17 protein-coding genes are annotated in these 16,155 nt (G+C 40.8%); all 17 read right to left on the bottom strand.

Translation table 11 applies throughout. The annotated features are described in order from the left end of the window. Positions 1 to 687 precede the first annotated feature (687 nt). The 17 genes from BJ095_RS05355 to BJ095_RS05275 all read right to left on the bottom strand — a co-directional run bounded on the left by BJ095_RS05355 (position 688) and on the right by BJ095_RS05275 (position 15,899). Positions 688 to 1,326, bottom strand: coding sequence for a Tad domain-containing protein (locus BJ095_RS05355; RefSeq protein ID WP_107932695.1), 639 nt, complete (start codon positions 1,324 to 1,326; stop codon positions 688 to 690). Next, complete coding sequence (locus tag BJ095_RS05350) at positions 1,323 to 1,721, bottom strand: hypothetical protein (RefSeq protein ID WP_107932693.1); 399 nt, start codon at positions 1,719 to 1,721, stop codon at positions 1,323 to 1,325. Before BJ095_RS05350 ends, BJ095_RS05355 begins: the two co-directional genes overlap by 4 nt. A 69-nt stretch (positions 1,722 to 1,790) precedes the next feature. After that, the gene (locus BJ095_RS05345) at positions 1,791 to 2,381 is read right to left on the bottom strand and encodes a hypothetical protein (protein WP_107932691.1); all 591 of its coding nucleotides are present in this window, start codon (positions 2,379 to 2,381) and stop codon (positions 1,791 to 1,793) included. 4 nt (positions 2,382 to 2,385) lie between these two features. Beyond that, positions 2,386 to 2,829, bottom strand: coding sequence for a hypothetical protein (locus tag BJ095_RS05340; protein WP_107932689.1), 444 nt, complete (start codon positions 2,827 to 2,829; stop codon positions 2,386 to 2,388). 8 nt (positions 2,830 to 2,837) lie between these two features. Beyond that, positions 2,838 to 3,506 carry a hypothetical protein gene (locus tag BJ095_RS05335; protein WP_107932687.1) on the bottom strand — a complete coding sequence of 223 codons (669 nt, stop codon included), beginning with the start codon at positions 3,504 to 3,506 and terminating at the stop codon, positions 2,838 to 2,840. Further along, the gene (locus tag BJ095_RS05330; RefSeq protein WP_107932685.1) at positions 3,503 to 3,877 is read right to left on the bottom strand and encodes a hypothetical protein; all 375 of its coding nucleotides are present in this window, start codon (positions 3,875 to 3,877) and stop codon (positions 3,503 to 3,505) included. The genes BJ095_RS05335 and BJ095_RS05330 overlap by 4 nt, the downstream gene beginning before the upstream one ends. A 123-nt stretch (positions 3,878 to 4,000) precedes the next feature. Continuing rightward, entirely contained in the window at positions 4,001 to 5,608 is a 1,608-nt protein-coding gene (locus BJ095_RS05325; RefSeq protein ID WP_146223198.1) for an ICP22 family protein, read from the bottom strand. A gap of 61 nt (positions 5,609 to 5,669) precedes the next feature. Beyond that, positions 5,670 to 7,082, bottom strand: a complete 1,413-nt coding sequence (locus tag BJ095_RS05320) for a vWA domain-containing protein (RefSeq protein WP_235867580.1) — start codon at positions 7,080 to 7,082, stop codon at positions 5,670 to 5,672. 100 nt (positions 7,083 to 7,182) lie between these two features. Then, entirely contained in the window at positions 7,183 to 7,389 is a 207-nt protein-coding gene (locus BJ095_RS05315) for a hypothetical protein (protein WP_107932681.1), read from the bottom strand. 16 nt (positions 7,390 to 7,405) lie between these two features. Beyond that, positions 7,406 to 8,338: a type II secretion system F family protein gene (locus BJ095_RS05310; protein WP_107932679.1), complete on the bottom strand. Its 933-nt coding sequence runs from the start codon at positions 8,336 to 8,338 to the stop codon at positions 7,406 to 7,408. 4 nt (positions 8,339 to 8,342) lie between these two features. Then, a complete protein-coding gene (locus BJ095_RS05305) occupies positions 8,343 to 9,269 on the bottom strand; it encodes a type II secretion system F family protein (protein ID WP_107932677.1) in 927 nt (308 codons plus the stop codon). Beyond that, the gene (locus BJ095_RS05300) at positions 9,266 to 10,615 is read right to left on the bottom strand and encodes a CpaF family protein (RefSeq protein WP_107932675.1); all 1,350 of its coding nucleotides are present in this window, start codon (positions 10,613 to 10,615) and stop codon (positions 9,266 to 9,268) included. The genes BJ095_RS05305 and BJ095_RS05300 overlap by 4 nt, the downstream gene beginning before the upstream one ends. Before the next feature lie 12 nt (positions 10,616 to 10,627). Then, entirely contained in the window at positions 10,628 to 11,788 is a 1,161-nt protein-coding gene (locus BJ095_RS05295; RefSeq protein WP_107932673.1) for an AAA family ATPase, read from the bottom strand. A gap of 18 nt (positions 11,789 to 11,806) precedes the next feature. Then, complete coding sequence (locus tag BJ095_RS05290) at positions 11,807 to 12,625, bottom strand: SAF domain-containing protein (protein WP_107932671.1); 819 nt, start codon at positions 12,623 to 12,625, stop codon at positions 11,807 to 11,809. 1,043 nt (positions 12,626 to 13,668) lie between these two features. Further along, complete coding sequence (locus BJ095_RS05285) at positions 13,669 to 14,334, bottom strand: response regulator transcription factor (RefSeq protein ID WP_107932669.1); 666 nt, start codon at positions 14,332 to 14,334, stop codon at positions 13,669 to 13,671. A 266-nt stretch (positions 14,335 to 14,600) separates the two neighbouring features. After that, positions 14,601 to 15,155 (bottom strand): ribosome hibernation-promoting factor, HPF/YfiA family, encoded by a 555-nt coding sequence (gene hpf, locus BJ095_RS05280; RefSeq protein WP_107932667.1) that lies wholly within the window; start codon positions 15,153 to 15,155, stop codon positions 14,601 to 14,603. Positions 15,156 to 15,509: 354 nt separating this feature from the next. Next, positions 15,510 to 15,899, bottom strand: a complete 390-nt coding sequence (locus tag BJ095_RS05275) for a PilZ domain-containing protein (RefSeq protein ID WP_107932665.1) — start codon at positions 15,897 to 15,899, stop codon at positions 15,510 to 15,512. Positions 15,900 to 16,155 lie beyond the last annotated feature (256 nt).

The following is a 16,155-nucleotide window of genomic DNA, read 5'->3' as shown; positions in this document are numbered from 1 at the left end:
ATATCCTTGAAATCTTAGAATTACGTAATGGATTTTTTTATCGCACTGCCCTTTATCTTCTGTATGAAGACACTTTTGTTGCTGCTCTTGGCTAAACTGTCTTTCATCCCCTTAATGAAAGACACTTTTGCTGCTGTCCTTCACTCTACTGTCTTTCATCCCCTTAATGAAAGACACTTTTGCTGCTGTCCTTCACTCTACTGTCTTTCATCCCCTTAATGAAAGACACTTTTTCTGCTGTCCTTCGCTCTACTGTCTTTCATCCCCTTTATGAAAGACACTTTTGCTGCTGTTCTTCACACTACTGTCTTTCATCCCCTTAATGAAAGACACTTTTATTGCTGCCCTTCGCTCTACTGTCCTTCATCCCCTTAATGAAAGACACTTTTGCTGCTGTCCTTTGATCAACTGTCCTTCATCCCGCTTATGAAAGACACTTTCAATGCTATCCTTTGCTAAAACGTCCTTCATCCCCTTTATGAAAGACACTTTTGCTGCTGTCCTTTGCTCTACTGTCTTTCATCCCCTTTATGAAAGACACTTTTGATGAAATCCTTCCTAAACTGTCCTTCATCACAAAAAGCTGATGCAACCTCGTCCGCAGTCGACTTGTTTTCCCAGCTCCTCCCCCACTCCACAAAAAAATCACCCCAAATGAAAAGAATTCCACCTTCTTCTGGCGTGATTTTAATTCAGTATATATCGTAAAAAGGTTAGTTCGGGGCCGTAGCCGACTTGTGGGATATCTTTGGAGAAGCTGTTGATGTATTCTCCGCTTGCGATGGTCTTATAGGTGGCGTCTGTTTTGACTTCGACTCGGTACTTTTCCTTAGAAATAATGATTTCGAGATGCTCGTCATTGCCTTCGTTTTCGCGGACCACTCTTTGGACGGTAGTATAAATTTTTGTACTGAGGGCTGCATCGGCATGGAATTTTGCGTTGAAGAAGCCTTTTAAAATATGGTCTCCTAATCTTCCAGGCAGCATTTCATTTAAAGCCTTGATATAAGCCCGTTGCTCCCCGTCTCCATTTGCTAGATAGCTTTTTTTGCGTTCTTCGATTTCATCCCATAGCGCCTCGTATTCTTCGCCTTCTCCAAGCGTCTCTAGCATGGCCTTATCAAAATCCTTGATGGCTTCCTCGGTGGCGAACAAAATCTCACTCGTTGCCGCAAAGGCTCCTAGTTGCGCGGCGGTTGATGCCTGTTGCTTGACGGCGTAGACCTTGGCGATATTGACGATAAGAAGGGACAGAACGATAATGACTGTCATGATCCACAGCAGGAATATTGCTGCACTGCCCTTTTCATTTTTTAAATGCTTCATGGGACAAGCACCTTTCCTGTTGCCTTTGAGTCGATAGAGATGGAAGCTCGATTGGCAAAGCTATCTGGCAGAAAGACTAATGGATGGCTGGCTGTAATTTTGATTTCAAATAAATCAGCACTTCCAGAGACATTTTGGATGACAAAATAATGATTTCGCAATAGCGAAGAACCACCGATTGATTGATCAATCACTTCTTTTGTTTCATAGTAATCCTCAGATACCGCATAAACCTGCGCTGCGTCAGATGCCACCGCCTTCAAGCTGATTACCGCATAGCCAGAAGCTACCACCTGCCAAAGTAGCAGGAAGAGTAAGAAATATAATGGAAGAATCCCTAAGAACTCTATGGAAAGCGATCCTCTTTCATCCTTTAGTCGTTCCCGTCGCTTCAAACAAATCGCCTCCTTCGTAAATCCCTTATGTACTCCTATTATAAAAAGCAGAACAGCCATGACCCTACATCAAAGCTGTTCTAGCTCTCTTACACGTTTTGGTGTCGATAGCATGGCTGGTGAAACCATCATTAAAAAGATGCCTATAAAAAAGAGCATAATGGCAACCGGCATGAATGGACCCGTTTGTGTCGCAAGCATGTAAGCCCATAGCGTACTGCCTAAAATAAATATAACGCCGCAATAGCCAAAGACGATTTTCTTAAACCAAGCATCTTGAGGGTTAACAAGCGCTCTTGTGATCTCATCACGCTTTAGTAAAAGGAACCCTAAAAATCCAATCGTCACGACTAATAAAATCCAGAAAAACAAGGTTGGGTAAAGGCTTCTAAAGGCTGGCGCCATCATATAATAAGCAACCCCCAGCATCATCACAAAGGAATGTAATGAAAAATACCGTTTACTATCATTCTTATGGATAATCCATAGAATGTAATTTGTCAGTCCGAAAATAAGTGCCAATAGAATATTAATTTTCATCCAGGTGCCTACATTCTCTTCTGGTGCAAAGCTGCTCATTGCTCCAATAACGACATGTAGAAATAGGGTGATAAAAACCCGATTTTTCGAAAATGATACAGTTGGTAGTTGCTGCTTCATAACATCATCCCTTTACTAACTGTGATTGGTTCAGTTTATACTGAATATAGAAAATATGAAAAAATACTAGTAAATAAAAATTCAAAGAAATGCCGTATTCATCCTCTAAGCCTTCTTTTAAGCGGAAAATAGAATAATAGAGCAGTCCTATAAAGAAGAAGTTAAAAATCGTTTCATAGGACTGAATATTGTCTATTCCATATTCACTTAAAATAATCCCGCCAAAAATCTTGATAAATAAAAATACAAAGGAGGCAATCGTAAAGAATCGCCAAAGCCCAAAGTGAATGCCAAGCTTTGTGGGAAACTGCTGAATGGTATCTCTTTGTTTTAAAAACCATACCCCAATATAGGCACCCAATGTTAGAAAAGACCATAAAATCATAAGCATCAGATTTGTTTTCCGAAAATCTAATTGGACGTGCTCGTTACTTATTAATTTTTCCATCCGCTTCATCACCATCTTTCGTTCGCTAGTTGGCCGCTTGGCGTTGCTTGATATCTCAGCGTTAAGTAAATATAGAAAAACGGGAATATGAGCATATTTAGCACACTGCGAATGATTAAATAAGCCAATAAATTATTGTCATACTGCTCAAAAAAGAGCATGAGAATCGCCCAAATTCCTAGATTAATACTTAAAATCACAATGAGATCACCAATCAATGCAAAATTTTCTCTCACAATGGCACTTATAGATTGGGACAGTACTTCCTTTACACTTCGCTGCTCTGAAAAGAATGGGAAAACTAATAAAAAAATCATCGCCATTACAGTTGGAATAAACAATAGAAACATGCCCAAATAGGCAATAAAGTAAATAATACTGGTAAAGACGAGGATGATTCCGAATTGCTTGCAGAAAAATCGTATCCCGTCGATCGGCTTAATCGTATCATCTTGTTTATCAATCTGAACCATTTTCTTAAATGGTGGTATACAAATCAAAAAATTCAGCAAAAGCGCAAGCCCCGCAAAGTAATGAGGAGCAATAGAATCTTCTGAGCTAATGACATAAACCATACCTAAAAAACTTAGTGTCGTCACAGGAAGAATGATTAAAAAAGACCAAATTAATATTTGACTCCAATTCCGGTTATAAATATCGAAAATATCACGAATCATTGGAGAACACCTTCTCTTCTTGTTCTAATTACTGTATAGATATAGGCAACTAGTAAACTTGTCAGAACAGCAAACGTCAGGCTTCGTGCAATTCCCTCCGGATCTGTAAAAACTAAAATATTAAATACATAATGGGAAAGAAGGAAGCTCGTAACAGCAATGACTAATGCTCCCAAATAAGCTGTTGTGTAGGGAGTTTGTGGATTCCATTTTGCTGCAAAATACCCCATAGCTCCATACGTGAGAAGCAATTGAATAAAAACGAATAAGTTCATGCTGTGTATTGGAATAAAGCCAATGATAAACGAGACGATAATCGTCACTAACAAACTTGCCCCAAGAGCTTGTAAAAATTTGATGGTATTAAACATATAGTTAAAGCCCCCTTTCTTTTGCTACGTAACCATTGATGCTAGAAATTTTATGTATTCTATTTGCTACTAACCTTTTGGGGATAAAGAGCTGTCCACTTATAGGAACAACTCTTCTTCCAATCAGCCAAAACCAAATAATTTTTTTGCCCCATTAAATAATCCCTTTGCTCCATCAGCTACCTTACTATAGCCTTGACTTAGCTTTTCACTAACCCATTTCTTCGCACGACGTCCTGTTTCCGTTCCGTTAATGAGATGATTGGACAATAAACCAGCACCTAAACCAACAACTGCGCCAACAGCTGTGCCTAGCCCCGGTACAACTGAGCCTGCAACCGCACCAGCAGCTGCACTAGAAAGAGCTGCAGATAAAGCTGTTGTCCCTGCACCAACTGCAACATCAACTGTTAGATCTGCTGCAAAGTTGGAGGATAAAAAGCCTTGACTTGATTTGTTCCCCCAGCCATAATCATAAACACTCGTGAATGCTGAGGAAATGATATTTACTGGTCCATTTAATTTCATGGTGTTTGAAAGAGACCAGAATTTCTTTGAAAAAACATTGAAGCCATCATTTAGACTAGACTTCACACTACTCCAGGAGCTACTTAATGCACTCGAGACTGAGCTAAAATTCGTGAACTTTTTGCTGTCCAGGAAAGTCGTTACTCGATATGGCTTTGGATTCGACTTCCCAGCTGGCATATAGGCATCTCGGCCGTCTAAGCTATATTTCTTATAGTTATCATAGAAATAATTGAATACTGGATTTTTTATGGAGCTTTTTCCGACAACTTTATAATTTCCCGATTTTAATTGCTGGAAACCGAAACCTGCATATGCAGCAGTTGCTCCTTCCAGAAATGTCTTACCAAAGCTCGTAATATATCGCCTAGTATTTTTTACTATGGTGTGAATATCACCAGCAATCCCTCTATCAATCTCTGCGGAAGAACCCGCATCAATGGAATTACCGCCTGTAGTTGTACCACCATTCCCAGCATCGCCTCCATCTGTAGCATTCCCTCCAGATGGACCTTGACCTCCCTGAGCGGGATCGCCTCCAGTTGAGGCATTGCCACCGGTTGGGCCTTCGCCACCTTCTGCAGGGTCTCCTCCACTTCCGACATTGCCACCACTTGGACCTTCGCCACCTTCTGCAGGATCGCCTCCACTTCCGACATTGCCGCCGGTTGGACCCTCGCCACCTTTAGTAGGATCGCCTCCACTTCCGACATTGCCGCCGGTTGGGCCTTCGCCACCTTTAGTAGGATCGCCTCCAGTTATCGAATCACCTGACGTACTGCCTTCTCCACCATTAACAGCTTCCCCGCCAGTTGCGCCTTCTCCACCTTCAGTTGCATTCCCTCCATTAACCGCTTCGCCTCCAGAAGGACCCTCGCCCCCTGTCATAGCTCCACCAGTCAAGATTGGATTATTAATCGGCAAAGTCCCAGCAACATTCGGGATAATCCATTGCCCGTTACTGCTTTGATAAGGTGGAATCAGTGGCTGACCAGAAATTGCGCCATTCCCACCCTGTAAAACCGGGCCACCTTGATAGGCATTTCCTCCATCAACTGGATCACCTGGAATGATGAACTGCCCTCCAGTAATGGGCTGCCCTCCTGATATTGGGTCTCCCGCATTAATGGCATTACCTGGTGTAATAAAGAAGGCCATCGTTATAGACGGTAAGGCTGACCAGAACAACATAAATGCAATCATAAAAATTGCAATACCTCTTCGTAAGCTGCTGCCTTTCACACTTTCACCTCACTTTCTTCGATTACGGTGTGTTACTTGTGTTTTCAAGATATTTTTCTTCTAAAGCTTTTATTGCTTCTGCGTGATTCATTTCGTTCATCACCTTTAACTCATCGCGCAGTTTACCATATTCCTCTTCAATCCAAGCATGATATTCTTTGTTTTTTTGCTGTAAATAATCATGGGATTCTCTAGACATCTTTTCTCGCTTCTGTAGCAGGAAAGTCAGTGCGAAACCAATCGCTTGCCTTTCATTAACCCATTTTCCAAATTCTTCAGTATGATAGCCGAAAATATCCAGGGAATTATCAACCTTATAATAATTGATCCAGCCCTCTTCAGATGTTTTCCACTGCTTCCATTTCTCTGCGATTTTGCTCGCTTCGTTCAGCTGATCTTGAAGCCCCTGTGCATCCTTAACATTTTGATAAGAACCTTCAGTTGCCGTTGCAATTTCCTGCAATTGCTTTTGCCCTTGTTGGTCTACATTAAATCCGATGATATTCATAATCGGTGTAATATCTGAGTCGAATAAAGATTTAGCAGCACCAATAGGATCATCCTCACAGGTAGAAATTCCATCACTCACTAAGTAAATGATGTTTGTATTGGATTCTCCTTTAAAGGAAGCTAAATCTTTTTTAGCTTCATTAAACGCAAGACCAATAGGTGTCCAGCCAGCAGGGGCAGCCTTAGACAACGCCTGATCAAAATTTCCGGCATTATAAGTACTTAATGGATAGACTAATTCACTGCTACTACAGGACAATGCCTTATCTGTATTTTTCCCTGTACCAAGATGCCCGTAGATACGTAACCCAACATTCGTTCCTTCAGGCAAGCCCTTAACGAATTGGTTGATCGCCTGTTTAGCAGCATCCATACGCGTAACGCTTCCCTCAAAATTTGCCATACTGCCTGAAGCATCCAAAATAACCATTACATTTAAGTTTTCTTTAAATTGATAGCGAGGATCTTCAATCTCTGGACTACCAATCGTTTGGAACTTCATTTGCTCGATTAAATCCCCAGGTCCCTCATAATCCTGCTGATATACAGATAAAATCGCTTCATAATAGCGATCTAATTCTTCATTCGTTGGATTATTCGAGATATCTGGCAGATTTTTTGTCAATTCATCCGTCAGCTGCATTCCCTCTTCTTCAAGCAGACTAATATGCTCTGTATAACCAGAGGGTAACTTTTCTAGCTCCTCAAGAGTCGTTGGAAGAGGCGGTCCTACGAGTGTATCCTCATCCTCGACTTCTTTTGGCTCCTCATTGGTTTCGTCCACTTGCTCGGTGGCAGGTTCTTCTGTAGCCGTCACGTCATTCTGTTCTTCCGCTACAACCTTTTCTTCCACTTCCTTATCACTACAAGCTGCAACAAGAAAAGTAAATACCAGGATTATTAGTAAGCCATAAAACCTTTGCAATCTCGTCAACTCCTACTATTTCAATAGTCACTATTCCTTAAGGTGTGCTATTTGTGTTTTTAAGATGGTTTTCTTCTAGTTGTTTTATAGCCGATAATCTCTAGCCTACCATTCCACTAATCTTTTGAATGATATTTCCAATTAAAGTTGTAATTGACCCCTCTTGATTACTAACCGCTGTAGAAATAATCCCTAATACTAAAATCAATAACGCAGCTAAGCCTAGCCATTCTAACGATTGTGCACCTTTTTCGTTTTTCACCGGCACCAATAAATTTAAAAATAAACTCTGCATTTTTTCTCTCATGTTTTTTTCTCTCCTTTTATTTGAGTAAATCGAAAATCCCACTATTTTGGTTAAACATATTAATGATCATCAGCCCGCCAATTAGGATGAGGGAGGAAGGCAAAATCAGAAAGGTAGTTACGAGCGTCACTTTCGGTGAGGCTTTTGCCGCTTTTTCCTTAATCATTTCCTTCTTCAGCTTCCTCATTTCCTCGGCCTGCTGTTTAAAGGAGGCTGCAATTGGGACACCCAGCCGCTCCCCCTGAATCAATGATTTTATTAATATCTGAAACTCTTTTGACTCATTACGCTCCAGCAATAATCGGTAGGCTTCTACTCTTGGTACTCCTACACTAATTTCTTGAAGAAATCGTTCAAATTCTTCTTTAATAGGTCCCACAAAATAAGGGACGATATCTCTTAAGGCCTGCGTTAAGCCAACCCCTGCCTGCAGCGTCACACTCATTGTGTCGAGAAAATCTGGTAGCTGGTACGAAATCTCTGCCTGTCGTGCTTTGGCTTTGGAGCGAATCCACAAAATGGCGCTAGCAAAGCCAGCAATCGGCAAAAGAATGACCATAAACTGTGAGAAAGGAAATCCCAACACTAGCATGATGCCGCCAACCATTACCCCAATGATTAGCAGGAAAACCTTCAAGCCCTGGAAACGTTCAACCGTAATACCATATGGATAACCCGCTTGTATGATCCACTTCTTCACATCCCCATTTTCGCTAAAGAAGTTAATGCGCTGTCCAAGGTCTGAAAAATCATCTGCAAAATGCAGCATTTTGGCCAAAAATTTACCCCTTCGACTTTCTTTCTTTTGAAAGCCATCAAAAACATATAAGGTGTCAGCTACAGTCGTTTTCAGTTCCCGACGCTTCGTGAGATACACATAGACTGCTCGTAGTGATACCCCGATAAAGAAAACAGTAAGTATAATGGTGATCGCTATAATTCCATCCATTTCGTCACACCCTAATGTTCGTAATCTTATTGATAATGAAAAACGTTGCGACAGTTCCTGTTACAAATATCGCAAATAATATTAATCCTATCCCTGTAAATAAAGAATCGAGGAATCCATCCACTACATTGTTCATCATCAGAACAAGAAAAATTGGAATGACCGGCACAATATAGGCAATATATTTATGCTCAGCAGTCATCGTTTTGATTTCCTGCTTGAGAAGCTTCCGATCATCGAGGGTTTGACTCATTTCATCTAATACTGCATACAAGTTCCCACCTGCTCGCTTTTGAATGAGTAAGGTCGCGGTAAAGAGATGGAATTCTTTGTTATCAATCCGCTTTTCTAATGCTCGAATCGCGCTCCCAAAATCAATTCCTAAGGACAATTCATGAGCTAAATTTTTGAACTCACTTTTTGCTGGCTCTGCCATTTCCTTTGCTACTAGCTGAATCCCTTGGTTTAACGTCATCCCCGACCGTGTGGAGTTGGCGAGTAGACGACAAATATCAGGCAATTGGTCGACCAAAATCTGTCTTCTACGATCTTTTCGTATTTTGAACAGCATCCTTCTACCTGCTTCAAGGAGCAGAAGGGACAGAACTAACCCAATCAAAGGTGGAACATCGAAAAAATTAACAAGAACGAACAAAATCCCCATATATGAAACGATTAATGCCCCGCAAAATTCAGATGGCGTAAATGGAATATTGGCATCCTGAAGCTTGCCTTCCATTTCCTTTGCCGTTTCGGTTTGGTCGAATTTCGAGCCCCATAAAACGAGGACACTTTTCCGCTTTTCCCCTTCTCGGTAAAACTGGTGCGTCTTCTTTCGCCATTCCTTCTTTTCTTTTCGATAGCCTAGTAGATTATAGAAGCCAAAGATGAATAAGAGGACTGCACCAAAAGCAATAGCAGCAGTCGTCATACAATCACCTCCTGAGGCTGCGGTCTAAAGAGAGATTCCGGAATTTCAATGCCAAACATCCGGATTCTTTCGAGACATTGAGGCTTTCTTCCAGTCGGAGTAAAATACCCAATGACATCACCTTGCTCGGACATCCCAATACGTTTAAAGGTGAATATCTCAACGATTTCCGTTATGCCGTCTTCATGCTTTTGTACTTCTGAAATGGACACAATTTTACGTGTTCCATCTGTTAATCGCGTTGCTTGAATAATAATGTCCAGTGCCCCGACAATGAATTCGCGAATAATAGAGGATGGGAGATCCATCCCCGCCATGACAACCATGGATTCAACACGTCTTAATGCATCATCTGGTGTGTTGGCATGGACTGTTGTAATTGAACCCTCGTGACCTGTATTCATGGCTTGGAGCATATCGAAGGCTTCCCCGCTACGAACCTCCCCAACGATAATACGGTCAGGGCGCATCCTTAGTGCATTTCGCACCAGATTACGTATGGTGATTTCCCCTTTTCCCTCCACGTTAGCAGGACGTGCTTCCATTCCTACAACATTCGAACGATTCAAACGAAGCTCTGCAGAATCCTCTATTGTAATAACCCGTTCAAATTTCGGAATCGAGCTTGCCGCAACATTTAATAAGGTTGTTTTCCCCGACCCGGTACCACCGGAAATCAGCATATTCATCTTCGCCTTTACAACACAGTCCAAGAATAAGGCCATATTTTCATCAAGTGAGCTAAATTCGAGCAAATCCTCCATTTGGAAGGGCTCTGCGCGGAATTTTCGGATCGATACAAGCGTCCCATTTAAACTCACTGGTGGAATCACTGCATTCACACGACTTCCATCAGGCAATCGAGCGTCTACCATTGGAGAGCTTTCATCAATTCTTCTGCCAAGCGGTGCAACAATTCTGTCGACAATATGGCGAACATGCTCATCATCGCGGAAGGTGATATTGACCTGCTCAAGTTTTCCCTTCCGCTCAACATGGACCTCGTTATAGCCATTGATGAGAATCTCCGTAATCGTTGGGTCATTGATGAGCGGCTCTAGTGGCCCTAATCCAACTGACTCATCGAGAATCCTTGTAACAAGGAGCTCCTTATCATGACGGGAGATAACAACTCGTTCCTCAGACATGAACTGAGACACATATTGCTCAATTTTCAATCTCATTTCACCTTGAGAAAGCTGGGTCAATGCTTCTAAATTGGTATCACGCAGTAAACGAGCCTTATAGTGCTCCACAAGCTCATCTACAAGATGGTTATCGTATTGATAGGAAACTGTCTTCTTTTGTGAAGCTAATTCTTTTCTTCTCTCGAAAATAGAAGCCATTACGATACCCCCTTATGATTTTAAAATTTCCCGAGAAAACTTCCGAATGTCCTTAGCAAAAGGAATAAGCTTTCGTTCCTTCACTACTTTTCGAACAGGCTCTCCCTTGTTTACAAAAGGCTGCAATCCCTTAATATCTTTTCTTAGGGTAGCGGCAATCGGGTAACGCAGGACGTTTTTTAGATCCTTTTCCTGAACCTCATTTTCTTTGGCAATGAAGTTTAGAATGACCTCCATTTTCCCCATTAAATTCACACCAATTCGCCCGGCAAGCTCCTCATAATGCTTTAAAACACGTAATGCCGGCGTATCTGGCGTTAACACATAAAAAATCTTATCTGACTCCTCCATCGCTGTGATCACCGAGCCATTCAGTGAGGAAGGTAAATCGATAATTACGTAATCGAAAGCCCGGCGAGATGTTCTGAGGAGCTTCGCAACAAACTCTTCGCCCAATGTTTCTGCCACTTCTGCATCAATTGGACTGACGAGGATTTCAAGCTTTGAATGCTGCTCTGTTTTCGATACATTTCGTATATGACTTTCGTTCAGTTCTTCAATTACGGGTAGAAGATCTGCCAGCGAGCGATTTGCCTCAATCGAGAACATCGATTCAACGCCACCATATTGACCATTCAAATCAATTAAAATGACCTCCGCAGTCGACTCAAGCTTTAATGTCTGAGCAAGAACTGAGGAAATAACAGATTTTCCACTGCCACCCTTCCCACTATAGAAGGAATAAATTTGCCCTCTTCCTCGACCAAAGGAAATAGAGGATTCCGTTTCCTTTGAGCTTTTCGTTATGGAATAATTTTTAACCGTTGTTGGGAATCGACTTGTAAAGAGAGAGGTTTCCTCTGGGAAGACAAAAAACTCATCTACTCCAGCACGCATCATATTCCGTAGTAAAACAAAATCTGTTCGCTCGGCGATAAAAATAATTAAAACAGCGCGATTGATCTGCTTCATGGATTGCACTAGGTCAATGGCAATATCCGTTTCAGGCTGTGTCATAATGACTATATCTCTTGTTTCACGATTCATTTCCCGAATGGCATCTGATGTTGAAGCCGCCAGTACATTTTCCTCTGTATTTTCAGCAATCGTTTGAAGCTGCTGGCGAAGCACCTGATCATCACTCACAACTAATAAATTTAACTTTGACTCCATAATTGCATCCCCCTCCCCTTACGAATTTCCTTCTGAAGATTCAGCGTTCGTATTTGAGGCAGGAGCCTCTTCAGTATTTGTTTCTGTTGCAGGGTCTGTTGGTTGTTCAGCTTGAGTTTCGGTTTTTGTTTCGGTTTCAGTTTCGGTTGAGTCAGCTGGCGTTGAGATTGGTGTTTCTTCTTTGACTTCCTCAGCCGACTTCTGTTGTTCCTCTGAAATCTCAACATCCTGCCCAACATTCGCCTTTAGCACACGTATGTATTCTGCGTAATTTTGCATATGGATTAGCTTCGTGGCAGCCTCCGAAGAAACTTCTACACCAATACCAGCAAAATTCTCACCTGTGCCCTGTGCAAAGGCTACGGCTACATCCTTCATGAAAAGCTCAGTGTTTTTCTTACCTTCTTCTTCGATAGAGACAATGATATCAACACGATCCAGTGCCGCGATTTCTTGGTCAAACTGTATTTTGTCTGTTCGATAAAGGGCAACGAGACGATTATTTTCGTTTTGCAGATTGGAATAATTCTTCAGCATATTGTCCGTTATAATATCGCCTTCCTTTAAAGGAACAACCGATACTTGCCCGAGTATGTCATTTTCATCAGTAATATGTGAGGCTGTTAGGAATTTTTGAGGAATTTCCATTTTCGTTAATTGACTTGAGTGAAGTAATGTACGAGCAGGGATATCTCCATTGGAAACATAAATTTCTACCATTCCGCCTAGCTCTGCATTCAATTGTTTAACCTTTTCCAAGACTAAATAGCCGGCCACCGCCGCTAAGATAAAGGCTAATAAAAGAAAAATGGCTGCACGTCGTTTTGCCTCTAACACAAATTCCCCTACCTTCTAATTCACTAATTTTTTCAAAAACTTGGTGTGTAGCTATACCTTTGTTGACCGTACAGAAGAATGAATCCTATTGCGGACGACCAACAAAACGCTTTTTTACAGTTTTTAGTATAAATAAGTAACAAAAGTTGTCAAAGGTGGGCGGAATTTCACATCCATTTTCATAGATACATAGGCATGTGCGGATAGTTTCGATTTCTGAAATACCGATTTCATAATTTCCGAAGAAACAGTAGAATTTTGTCGAATGATTTGGTAAATGGGGGCAGAGGTCACATTCTAATTACAGAAACTATGAATATAGTACGATTTTCCGGATTTTTTTATTTTTCTAGGTAGTTCGAATTGAAGATATTTGTGTTCGAAATAGTTTGGGATGAAGGGGTGGTTGTTAGGGAGATTGGAATTTGGATGGGGGGTTTAGGGTTGGGCGTGGATAAGAGGAAAATTTTCGGTTATAACAGTTGGTGCTTGGTTCTGGGAGGGACATAGGGGAAGAATGTTCGGTTATATGGAGTGGACAAGGGATGAGTTTCCAGTATTTTGAAGGTTGTGCTCGTTTCAGGATTTAAATAAGGGAAGGTTTTTCGGTTATTTTCAGATTGGGGCTGTTTCAGAGCTATATAAGGGGAATTTTTTCGGTTATCCCATCCAAATTCCCCAATTTTCATGATTTTCAAGTGAATAGGCGGAATTTCTTCCTCTATTTCAGCTTTTTTTAATCAAATTTTATTAATAAGCGAAATTTCTCCTGTTATTTACCTCGTGAAGGTTGTACCCAGATTGGACAAGTCATGTGCTCCCATTTATTAACATACCTTGCTCGTTTCAAAATTAAGATAAGGGAAGGTTTTTCGGTTATTTTCAGATTGGTGCTGTTTTAGAGGCAAATAAGGGGAATTTTTTCGGTTATCCCAACCAAAATCCCTAATTTCCCTAAATCTCAAGTGAATAAGCGGAATTTCTTCCTCTATTTCAGCTATTTTCACTCAAATTTTATAAATAAGCGAAATTTCTCCTGTTATTTATTTGATGGGATGCTTGATTTGAACTCCCAACCGATAGGAGCGAACTCTCTTGATTCCCGATGCGGGTAGCAGCATCTTTTTTTCTACTAATCGTGAAAGAATATTTCGTACGGTCTTGTCACTTAGCCTCAAATACTTCTCCACTTCTTTAGGGTATATAGCTTCCCCCTTTCGAATCGCAAGCCGAAGTACTTCCTTTTCCACAGTGGACAAGGCTGTCTGGTTCTGTTCATCCCCCAGCCATTGACCAATCACCTGTTGGACAATTTGTTGGCAACGACGAGGTTGCTCTTTCACTTGATCATAAGAAAAGCGAATCACGGTCCAACCGTCAATCACCAATTGATTTTGGCGTTCCAGGTTGTCCGAAAACTGCCATCTGCTTATGCTCTTTAGGTGTGGACCATACCCGTCGACCTCAAAACAAATCCGAATGCCGGGACGAATATAAGCGTAATCCAAATACCTTTTGCCATCCTTAAAATCATCCACTTCATATTCTGGATGCAGATACTTGAAATTAAAAAAGATTGGCCACCAAACCTGCTTCAAAAACAACATTTCAGCCTGATTGTGACCTTCTTGTAACCGCCGCAATCGTTCACCGCTTCTTGCCTGCAAGTGAGCATTTAAAAACCCTTGATATTCTTCATCAAATCCCATCGGTTTCCTCCTAGTCAATAGTATTAAATTTATTTACCAAAGTTAATTGAAATAATAGAAATGAATCTTGAGTGACGTGAGTAATAAAAGAGATTAAAGTGTTTAAATTGTAGTAAATGAAAGTTGGATTTGCAAAAATAGAGAGGACTTGAGGATAGAGCTATTTATAGTTTAATAAAATTCTAAAATTTGTCAATCCGCTATCTTTATCTCTATCACAAAAAAGACCCTTGCAAGATGCAAGAGCCTGTCATAAATCATTTAAATTAATTCGTTTCAATTAAACCGTATTTCCCATCACGGCGTTTGTAGACGATGTTTGTTAGGTCCGATTCAGAATCGGTATAGATGAAGAAGTCATGTCCAAGTAAATTCATTTGAAGAATCGCTTCTTCTTGATCCATTGGTTTTAGGTCAAACTGCTTCGTACGAACGACTGTGAACTCCTCGTCCTCTGCCGCTGTAGTTGCCGCAGTCCCGTTAAATGCTTCTTGTGCGAAGTAAATGCCTGTACCTTCACGGAATTTACGATTCACTTTGGTTTTGTGCTTTCGAATTTGGCGCTCAAGTTTGTCTACGATTAAATCGATGGCTGCATACATATCATCATGACGTTCCTCTGCACGCAGAGTGACACTCTTTAATGGAATAGTTACTTCAACTTTGTTTTGCTTGCCGTTGTACACTTTCAAGTTCACGTTTGCGTTAGCATCAACGCCTTCACTGAAATAGCGCTCGATTTTTTCAATCTTGTTTTCAACGTACTCGCGTATCGCTGGAGTTACCTCAATGTTTTCACCACGAATGTTAAATTTAATCATGTAAACTCCTCCTTTTGTTCGCGGATAAGAAATGAAAGATTTTAAATGATATCCGCATAAGAAAAGACATCATCTCGTCCTATTCGGTCGAGCTGTGTTTTTCTAACACCTATGTAAATATATATTCGCCATAGGTTCAAAAAATCCTACCACTACTAGAGAATCTTTTTCATCTTTCGACAATTTCATTCACATATTCTTAACAAAGTTGAAAAGATATGTTCACAATTAATCGTTTGAAAGCTGATTAATCTATGTTTACACCGTTATGTTAACTTGGTTCAATTAGCATAAGCACTCAAGTAGTTTAAGGTAATAGAAGTATGCCCCAAAATGGTGTCAAAAGATTTATTTTTATCGATTTTGTTTTCCTTGCAATACTTCTTTTTTACGACGTAGCTTCATTTCACTAATAATGAGCTCGTCAATATCCTCTTGAGCCTGGAACACGATTCCGTACTGCTCGCCTCGTCCATAGGGCTTACGCCATACAATTTCGCCAATCGCACGTAAAGTCGTCACATCTAAAACAAATTGCAATTCAACTTGTAGGTTCGCCTTATTTATGTATTCCCCAAACTTCACCTCCGAAAACATTTTCATGCCTCGAGGACTAATATCTAATATCTGACACGGACAACTATCAAGCGCCTCCACAGGCTGTCCATCAATCAACAATTTAAAGCTTGCATCAATGGGCTCATTAAAAACAAACCGAAACCCTTCTTGTCTTTTAAACTGCATAGGTGTTTCCTCCTTAGAAAAACACGATTTAACGCCGCAATACGATAAATCAATGTCATTTCTCATGCGGATCATCCGCGAAAAATTCTACTTACTCCAAAGTAATCAATCTCGAGTAGTATGTCTACATGACTTTTTACTGTTTCTTTGGTTCGAATTACCATGACTTTTGATAGCAATTTTTCTATTAAAATTATACCCAATTTATGAAACATTACTCTTTTAGGCAAAATGAAAGCCTTACATCAAAGGAAGC

The organism is Ureibacillus chungkukjangi (assembly GCF_003217295.1).
Lineage (GTDB): Bacteria > Bacillota > Bacilli > Bacillales_A > Planococcaceae > Ureibacillus > Ureibacillus chungkukjangi.
Note: the sequence above shows the minus strand (reverse complement) of the source record. Positions and strands in the feature narration are given on the sequence as shown.

Coding starts and splice junctions, on each gene's coding strand:
- BJ095_RS05355 (WP_107932695.1), bottom strand. CDS start 1,326: ATGAAGCATTTAAAAAATGAAAAGGGCAGTGCAGCAATATTCCTGCTG.
- BJ095_RS05345 (WP_107932691.1), bottom strand. CDS start 2,381: ATGAAGCAGCAACTACCAACTGTATCATTTTCGAAAAATCGGGTTTTT.
- BJ095_RS05340 (WP_107932689.1), bottom strand. CDS start 2,829: ATGGAAAAATTAATAAGTAACGAGCACGTCCAATTAGATTTTCGGAAA.
- BJ095_RS05335 (WP_107932687.1), bottom strand. CDS start 3,506: ATGATTCGTGATATTTTCGATATTTATAACCGGAATTGGAGTCAAATA.
- BJ095_RS05330 (WP_107932685.1), bottom strand. CDS start 3,877: ATGTTTAATACCATCAAATTTTTACAAGCTCTTGGGGCAAGTTTGTTA.
- BJ095_RS05325 (WP_146223198.1), bottom strand. CDS start 5,608: ATGATTGCATTTATGTTGTTCTGGTCAGCCTTACCGTCTATAACGATG.
- BJ095_RS05315 (WP_107932681.1), bottom strand. CDS start 7,389: ATGAGAGAAAAAATGCAGAGTTTATTTTTAAATTTATTGGTGCCGGTG.
- BJ095_RS05310 (WP_107932679.1), bottom strand. CDS start 8,338: ATGGATGGAATTATAGCGATCACCATTATACTTACTGTTTTCTTTATC.
- BJ095_RS05305 (WP_107932677.1), bottom strand. CDS start 9,269: ATGACGACTGCTGCTATTGCTTTTGGTGCAGTCCTCTTATTCATCTTT.
- BJ095_RS05300 (WP_107932675.1), bottom strand. CDS start 10,615: ATGGCTTCTATTTTCGAGAGAAGAAAAGAATTAGCTTCACAAAAGAAG.
- BJ095_RS05295 (WP_107932673.1), bottom strand. CDS start 11,788: ATGGAGTCAAAGTTAAATTTATTAGTTGTGAGTGATGATCAGGTGCTT.
- BJ095_RS05285 (WP_107932669.1), bottom strand. CDS start 14,334: ATGGGATTTGATGAAGAATATCAAGGGTTTTTAAATGCTCACTTGCAG.
- hpf (WP_107932667.1), bottom strand. CDS start 15,155: ATGATTAAATTTAACATTCGTGGTGAAAACATTGAGGTAACTCCAGCG.
- BJ095_RS05275 (WP_107932665.1), bottom strand. CDS start 15,899: ATGCAGTTTAAAAGACAAGAAGGGTTTCGGTTTGTTTTTAATGAGCCC.